The organism is Streptomyces graminilatus (assembly GCF_001418565.1).
Taxonomy (GTDB): Bacteria; Actinomycetota; Actinomycetes; order Streptomycetales; family Streptomycetaceae; genus Streptomyces; species Streptomyces graminilatus.
The window spans coordinates 1-6,371 of sequence record NZ_LIQQ01000697.1 but is presented as its reverse complement, the minus strand read 5'-3'; the positions used below and the strand labels follow the sequence as shown (position 1 = coordinate 6,371).

3 protein-coding genes and 3 pseudogenes are annotated in these 6,371 nt (G+C 74.0%); 2 read left to right on the top strand and 4 right to left on the bottom strand.

The window, feature by feature from the left end; all coding sequences use genetic code 11:
- Together AOK08_RS40105 and AOK08_RS40100 are read right to left on the bottom strand one after the other, a co-directional pair.
- Positions 1-1,916: pseudogene (locus AOK08_RS40105) on the bottom strand (hypothetical protein); the annotation flags it as partial.
- Positions 1,913-2,746 (bottom strand): hypothetical protein, encoded by an 834-nt coding sequence (locus AOK08_RS40100; protein WP_055535268.1) that lies wholly within the window; start codon positions 2,744-2,746, stop codon positions 1,913-1,915. The pseudogene AOK08_RS40105 and the gene AOK08_RS40100, both read right to left, overlap by 4 nt.
- A gap of 290 nt (positions 2,747-3,036) precedes the next feature.
- Here AOK08_RS40100 and AOK08_RS40095 point away from each other — a divergent pair, with 290 nt between their 5' ends.
- Positions 3,037-5,037, top strand: a complete 2,001-nt coding sequence (locus AOK08_RS40095; RefSeq protein ID WP_079054564.1) for a beta-N-acetylglucosaminidase domain-containing protein — start codon at positions 3,037-3,039, stop codon at positions 5,035-5,037.
- A 102-nt stretch (positions 5,038-5,139) separates the two neighbouring features.
- Here the strand turns inward: AOK08_RS40095 and AOK08_RS40090 are convergent, their stop codons facing one another.
- Both AOK08_RS40090 and AOK08_RS44230 read right to left on the bottom strand, forming a co-directional pair.
- Positions 5,140-5,352, bottom strand: a complete 213-nt coding sequence (locus AOK08_RS40090) for an EF-hand domain-containing protein (protein WP_055535266.1) — start codon at positions 5,350-5,352, stop codon at positions 5,140-5,142.
- Between the two features lie 106 nt (positions 5,353-5,458).
- Positions 5,459-5,620 (bottom strand): annotated as a pseudogene (locus tag AOK08_RS44230) (MerR family DNA-binding transcriptional regulator); the annotation flags it as partial.
- Here AOK08_RS44230 and AOK08_RS40085 point away from each other — a divergent pair.
- A pseudogene (locus AOK08_RS40085) lies at positions 5,597-6,300 on the top strand (GNAT family N-acetyltransferase). The pseudogenes AOK08_RS44230 and AOK08_RS40085 overlap by 24 nt on opposite strands.
- Positions 6,301-6,371: the final 71 nt, after the last annotated feature.

Sequence of the window (6,371 nt, the reverse complement as noted above, 5' to 3'; positions counted from 1 at the left end):
CTCTCGGCCTCCTCGCCGAAGAGTTCGCCGCCGATCACCTCGGCCCACAAGTAGCCGAGCAGCCGCCCTAGTTCACCGCCGGGCGGGTCCTGTCCGGCGAGCCGCAGCAGGGTGGGGCAGGTGCGCGGGGCGATGCCGGGGGCCGGGGGGTCCTCGGAGAGGAGGGTGTCGGCGAGGATCAGGAAGACGAGGTGGCCGCAGGCCCGGCTCTCGGGGGTGTGCGCCATCTCGGCGACCGCGCGCAGCACCACGAGGGCGTGCGCGGCGAGGTCCTCCTCCAGCAGGTCGGCGAAGCTGTCGCCGATGGCGATGGCGACCTGGATGTTGTCGACGGTGCCGAGCCGGGTGAGCGCGGCGACGGCGGCGGTGAGGTCGGCGCCGCTGTCCTCGTCCAGGGCCCACCCGGCGAAGACCTGGTTGGCGACGTACTCGAAGGCCTCGGCGGCGACCAGCCCGAGGGCGGTCCCGGCGAAGCTGCGCACCTGCTGGGTGGGCGAGTCGACCAACTCCGCGAGCCAGCCGACGAGTTCACGCTGGATGCGGTACTCGGACCAGACGTGCCGGATGATCCGGGGCGGGTAGGCGGGGTCGCGGTACTCGGCGACCGTGCACGGCAGCCGTCCGAGGCCGCCCCGGGTGACCGCGCCGACGGTCCGGGCGCGCAGCTTCTCGGCGAGCAGCCGCCTGGACTGCGCGAAGGGGTCGTGCCGCAGGGGTACGGGACCCTGGTCGACGCTGGTGGTGAGGATGCCGCGCTCGCTGCGGAACCATTCCAGGAGCAGGGTCGCGCCGAGTGCCACGTCCTCCTGGGGGAGCCCGCCGAGGACGGCGAGGGCGACGGCCTGGGTGCGCAGCACGGTGTCGCCGAGCCCCTCGAACCACTCCTCGGGCGACTCGCCGCCGGCCCGGTCCATCCGGCTGCGCACATGGTCGGTGTCGATGGCCCCGGCCTTGTGCTCGTGCGCCAGTACCTCGGCGAGGCGGGCGGCGTCCCGGCAGGCGGCGCTGTCGTCGAGGAGTTCGGCGGTGAGGTCCCCGACCCCGTCGGCGGCGAGCGCGCGTTCAGCTTCCAACTCACCCAGCAGATGCGCGAGATGGGCCGACAGTACGGTGTCCAGGGCGCCGGGGCGGTCGATGCGCCGTACGTACTCCCCGGCTCCGCGCCCGAGTTCGGCCTCGGGTCCGGCGATCAGGACGAGCCGGGCGTCCGCGCGGCGCAGCAGTTCCTCAAGGCCCTGGAGCAGGGAGCCGCTGAGTTCGTCCAGGTCGGGCGGCCGGTCCAGCAACAGGCCTGCCCCGCTGCCGAGTTGGCGCAGATCGGTGAGGCGGCCCAGTTCGGCGACGGAGTCCAGCAGGTACCAGGCCTTCACCTGGGCGGCGATCAGCAGCCGTACCCCGGCGGCGGTCTTGCCCGCCCCGCCGGGCCCCCGCAGCACGACCGACCGGCGCTGCCAGGCGTCGGCCAGTACGTCGTCCCAGCGGGGCGGTGCCTGGAAGGCGTGCCGGACGGTCTCGACGGTGGCCGGGGACAGGGCCCGCATGACGACGTCCCGTTCACCGGCCGCCACCTGCACGACGATCTTGTCGCCGTGGACCCGGTCCCCGCCGATGTGGGTCCACGCCTCGCGTAAGGTCCCGGCGCGCAGACTGCCCTGCCCGGTGCGGTTGGTGGCGCCCCGGGCCCGCGAACCGGCGCCGACGTTGTCACCGCCGCCGCCCGGGTCCCCCGGCTGCGCCCCGCCGTCACCGCCCGGCGAACCGCCCTGGCCGTCACCGCCCGCCGGGGATCCGCCTGCGCCGTCGGGCGATGGCGCGGACCCGGCGGCGGGCGCCGGACCGGCGGGGGACGGCGCGGCCGGGGGCGCGGGAGCCGCGGCGGGCGCGGGCCCGGGCGCCGGAGCGCCGGGCGTGCTCACGACTCGTCCACGGGCATGTTGATGTAGTAGACGTTGCCCGCGATCTCGTCCCGGCCGACGGCCTTGGCGCCCTCGCCGATGGCGATCTGGCTGTGTGTCACGTCTCCGAAGGTGAGCGTGGGCGGCGGAACCGGGCTCCCCTCACCGGTTCCGCCGCCTGCTCCTCCCGCTCCACCGCCCGGCGCCGGGTCTCCCCCGGCCGCCCCGCCGGGCGGCTCCCCCGGATCCGCGGGAAGTCCTGGTGGTGCCGCGTAGCCGGGGACGGTGACCCAGCCGCGGCGCGATTCGCCGTGCTTGGTGACGAAGTCGGCGGGCAGAAAGGCCGCCGGGTCGATGCCCGGGTAGCCGCCCAGCACGACCGATGTGTGGACGCTGTCCGAGATCACGACGACGAGCCGGGCCCGCCGTGCCTCGGCGAGCACCCGCTTGACGGGGGCCGCGTCGACCAGCCGGGCCAGGTCGTTGATGGCCGTGCCGGTCCAGCACTCGTCCTCGCGGATCACCAGCCCCTGGTTGAGGCCGACCCGCAGCCGCATCCGGTGGTCCTCGTTGTACTTGCCCCGGTGCGCCAGCAGCGCGTCGTCCAGGCCACGCTGGAGTTCCCTCAGCAGCCGGGTCGGGCTGGTGTGCACGGGGACCAGGATCAGCATCCCGTCACCGCGGTCCTGGGCGGGGCAGTCGGCGAGTTCCAGGCCCGCTCTCGCCAGCGCGAACGCGACCACCTCGTAGAGCTCTCGGTGCAGGGTGGCCTGGGCGTTCTCCGGGCGCAGACTGAAGTCCTCGATGTCGAGCAGCACGATCCAGTAGCTGAAGGGGTCGGGCGCCAGCATGTCCGTCCTCCTGTGCTCCGGGCCGGGGCACACCAACGCCCCGGCCCTTCCATGCAAGGGCCGTTCCCCAGCAGTGTCTACGCCAACTGGCGCACAGCGTGGCCGATTTGGCACATCGGCATCTTTTCCGACATCACGACACACAAACAGGTAAGAGGGCGCTTGACCCGTTATGGAGGCCTCGGGCGGTATCTGGCGTTCCGTCATAACCTTCACCCGGACGGGGTAGGGAAAGGATCGGCACGGACTGACGGACGGGACGGGACAGCGGGTCGGCCGAGGGAGACTCTGTGCGTCAATTGCCCGCCCCTCAGGGGCTGTTGCTCGGCGCCGCGCTGGCCGTGGTGGGCCTGCTGCTGGCCACCTTCCTCACCGACGGCCCCGACGGACCACCCGCTCCCGGCAACCGCGAGCCCGGTGCGACGGGAGCCATCCGGTCATCCACGACCGCCCCGCCGGCCCCGGGCGACGGAAAGAACGACAGCGCGGCCCAACCACCCCCTTCCGTACCCGTGTTGTGGCCCACCCCCCGAAGCGTGCGCCCCGGCCGGGGCACCGTGCGGATCAGCGGAACGGTGGCCCTGCGCTCCGACTCCGGTACGGACGAGGCCACCCTGGACACCGTCACCCGTACCCTCCGCGAGGCAGGCGTCCACCAGGTGCGCTACGGCGACAGCCCGCAGCGCGACGAACTGCTGCTCGTCATCGCCTCCGAGACCCCGCGGCCATCCGACGAAGCGTCAATCACCCTGCGCGCACTGGGAGTCGAGCCACCGAAGCAGCAACTCCCACCCGGCGGCTACACCCTCACGGCCGGCACCGACGCCAAGGCCCGCCCCCGGATCGTGCTCGCCGGCGCCGACCCGGCCGGCGCCTTCCACGCGGCCCAGACACTGGCCCAGTTGGTGCGTCCCGTGGGCTCCCGGGCACCGCGCGCCACCCTGCCCGCCGTACACATCCGCGACTGGCCCGCGACCGGCACCCGGGGCATCGTCGAGGGCTTCTACGGCACCCCCTGGACGCAGCGGCAGCGCCTGGACATGCTGGACTTCGCGGCCCGCTGGAAGCTGAACACGTACATCTACACGCCCAAGGACGACCCGTATCTGCGCGCCCGCTGGCGCGACCCGTACCCCACCGCCCGCCTGACCACCCTGGGCACCTTGGTCCGGCGGGCCACCACCAACCACATCACCTTCGTCTACGCCCTCTCCCCCGGCCCCTCCGTCTGCTACTCCTCCCCCGCCGACACCGCCGCCCTCATCGGCAAGTTCCGGCAACTGTGGGACACCGGGGTGCGCGCGTTCGCCGTGCCCCTCGACGACATCGACATCAGCCGCTGGAACTGCGCCCGGGACCAGTCGGCGTACGGCACCGGCACGGCGGCCGTCGCACGCGCCCAGGCCGCTCTCCTCAACCGGGTCCAGCGGGAGTTCGGCGGCACGCGCCGGGGCGCGGCGCCCCTGATCACCGTGCCCACGGAGTACGCGGGGTCCCGGCCGAGCGCGTACAAGCGGAGCCTCGCCGCGCGGCTCGACCCGGCCGTCACCGTCATGTGGACGGGAACCCGGGTCGTGTCCCCCGCGCTGCGCACCGCCCAGGCCCGCGCGGCCCGCGCCGCGTACGGGCATCCGGTGCTGGTCTGGGACAACTACCCGGTCAACGACTACACCCCGGGCCATCTCCTGCTGGGCCCCTACGAGGGCCGCGACCGCACACTGCCGGGCGCGGTCGCCGGCCTCACCGCCAACCCGATGAACCAGGCCACCGCCTCCGCCCCGGCCCTGTTCTCCCTGGCGGCCTACACCTGGAACCCGGCGGAGTACCGCCCCGGGGCCGCCCTCGACGCGGGTCTCGCCACCCTGGCCGCCGGGGACCCCCGCGCCCTCACCGCCCTGCGCGCCTTCGCCGACGTCAACCGCGCCTCACGGGTGGACGCCGTACAGGCTCCCGAACTGGCGGCCCTGACGGCAGCGTACTGGCGGGGTGACGCCGGCGCCGGAAAAGCCCTCCGCGCCCGCCTGACGGCACTGGCGGAGGCATCCGCCCGGGTCCCCGCCGCGTTCCACCTCTCGGCGTCGCCCTGGCTGGCCTGCGCGGGCGACTGGGCGCGGGCCGCGCTGGGCGCGATGGCCGTCCACGAGGGCGGGGGCAGGCCCGCCGAGGTTCGGGCACTGCGGGAGGCCGCCCGGGGTCACACGGTCGTCGACTGGCAGGGACGTACCCGTGAGGTGGAGGTCGGCGCGGGCGTCCTGGACACGTTCGTGGCCCGCGCGCTCGCACGGACGTGAGCGGGCGTCCGCCGGATATCCGGCGGACGCCCGCTGCACACACCGATCGGCTCGACTCGGCCCTGCTTGTACGGCCGTACCTGTCGGCCGTACCTGTCGGCCCTACTTGTTCAGGTGCGTCCAGAACTCGTCGAACGACAGGAGCTTGTCCCCGTCGAGGTCGCGGGAGGCGATGATGGCCTCGGCCACGGAGTCGGTGACGTTCCAGTCGCCCCCCTGCGCCAGGGCGGACTTGAACTCGGCGGCCGTGATGACACCGTCACCGTTCGCGTCGATCCGCTCGAACTGCTTGCGTGCTTCCTCGATGTCCGCCACCGGGACCCGCCCCTTCATGTACGTACTGCTGACGGGGTCAGATTAGCTGGCCACGCGAGCACGCAGCGCCGCGGCCACCCAGGCGAACTCCGCACGGTGCGCGGCGGCGGGCCACGGAGCCGGCGTCGTACAGCCGGTAACCGCCCGACGACCGGGGCACGGGCGGCAGGGCGCCCTCGTCGGACCAGTGGCGGACGGTCCGTCGGGTCAGTGCGGTGGCCCGGGCCGGCTCGCCGATGGTGAGATGTCCGGTGCCGTCGTCGATCAAGGGGCCGGGAGAAGCACTGTGGGGGAATCGGAATCGCTGAGGGACATTCTCGACGCGGTGGCGCGGGGGACCTTCCCGCCCGCCGACGGGCGGACGACCATCGTCCCCCAGGCCGCCCACCGCGACGCCGGGGTGCTCGCCTTCACCGCCCACGCGGTCGTCTTCACGGACGAGGACCCTGGGGGTCCCCCCTCTGGGGGCGGGTACGGCGGACCCTGGCCGGTGTCGACAGCGACGCGCTGTCCGCGCCGATGAACCCGCGTTTCCTTACCGCCCTCATGGACCGCACGGGCCGCTCGAACGAGACGGTCGACCTGCTCACGGTCGCCTCCCCGGTCCCGGGTGAGCCGCAGCTCGCCCTGACGGAGATCGACGATCCCGGTCATCACCGGGTCGCCCGGGCCCACCGGCACCGCGACGACGTCCGGGTGTGGGCGGCCGACGGCGGTCTGCTCATCCTCGGGCGCGGGGTCGCGGGCCGGCTGGAGGCCGCGGTGGAGGTGACGGAGCCGGTACGGCACCGGGGGCTGGGGCGGGCCCTGGCGTTCGCCGCGCGGCAGCTTGGGGGTGGGGAGCCGGTGTGGGCGCAGATGGCGCCGGGGAACGCCCGCAGTGTGCGGGCGTTCCTGGCGGCGGGGTTTGTGGTGGTGGGTGGGGAGGCGTTGTTGCTTGCTCGCTAGCCGCTCGGCGGTGTAGGTGGTTCTTTGGCTGCGGGCCGGTGGGGGCTGGTCGCGCAGTTCCCCGCGCCCCT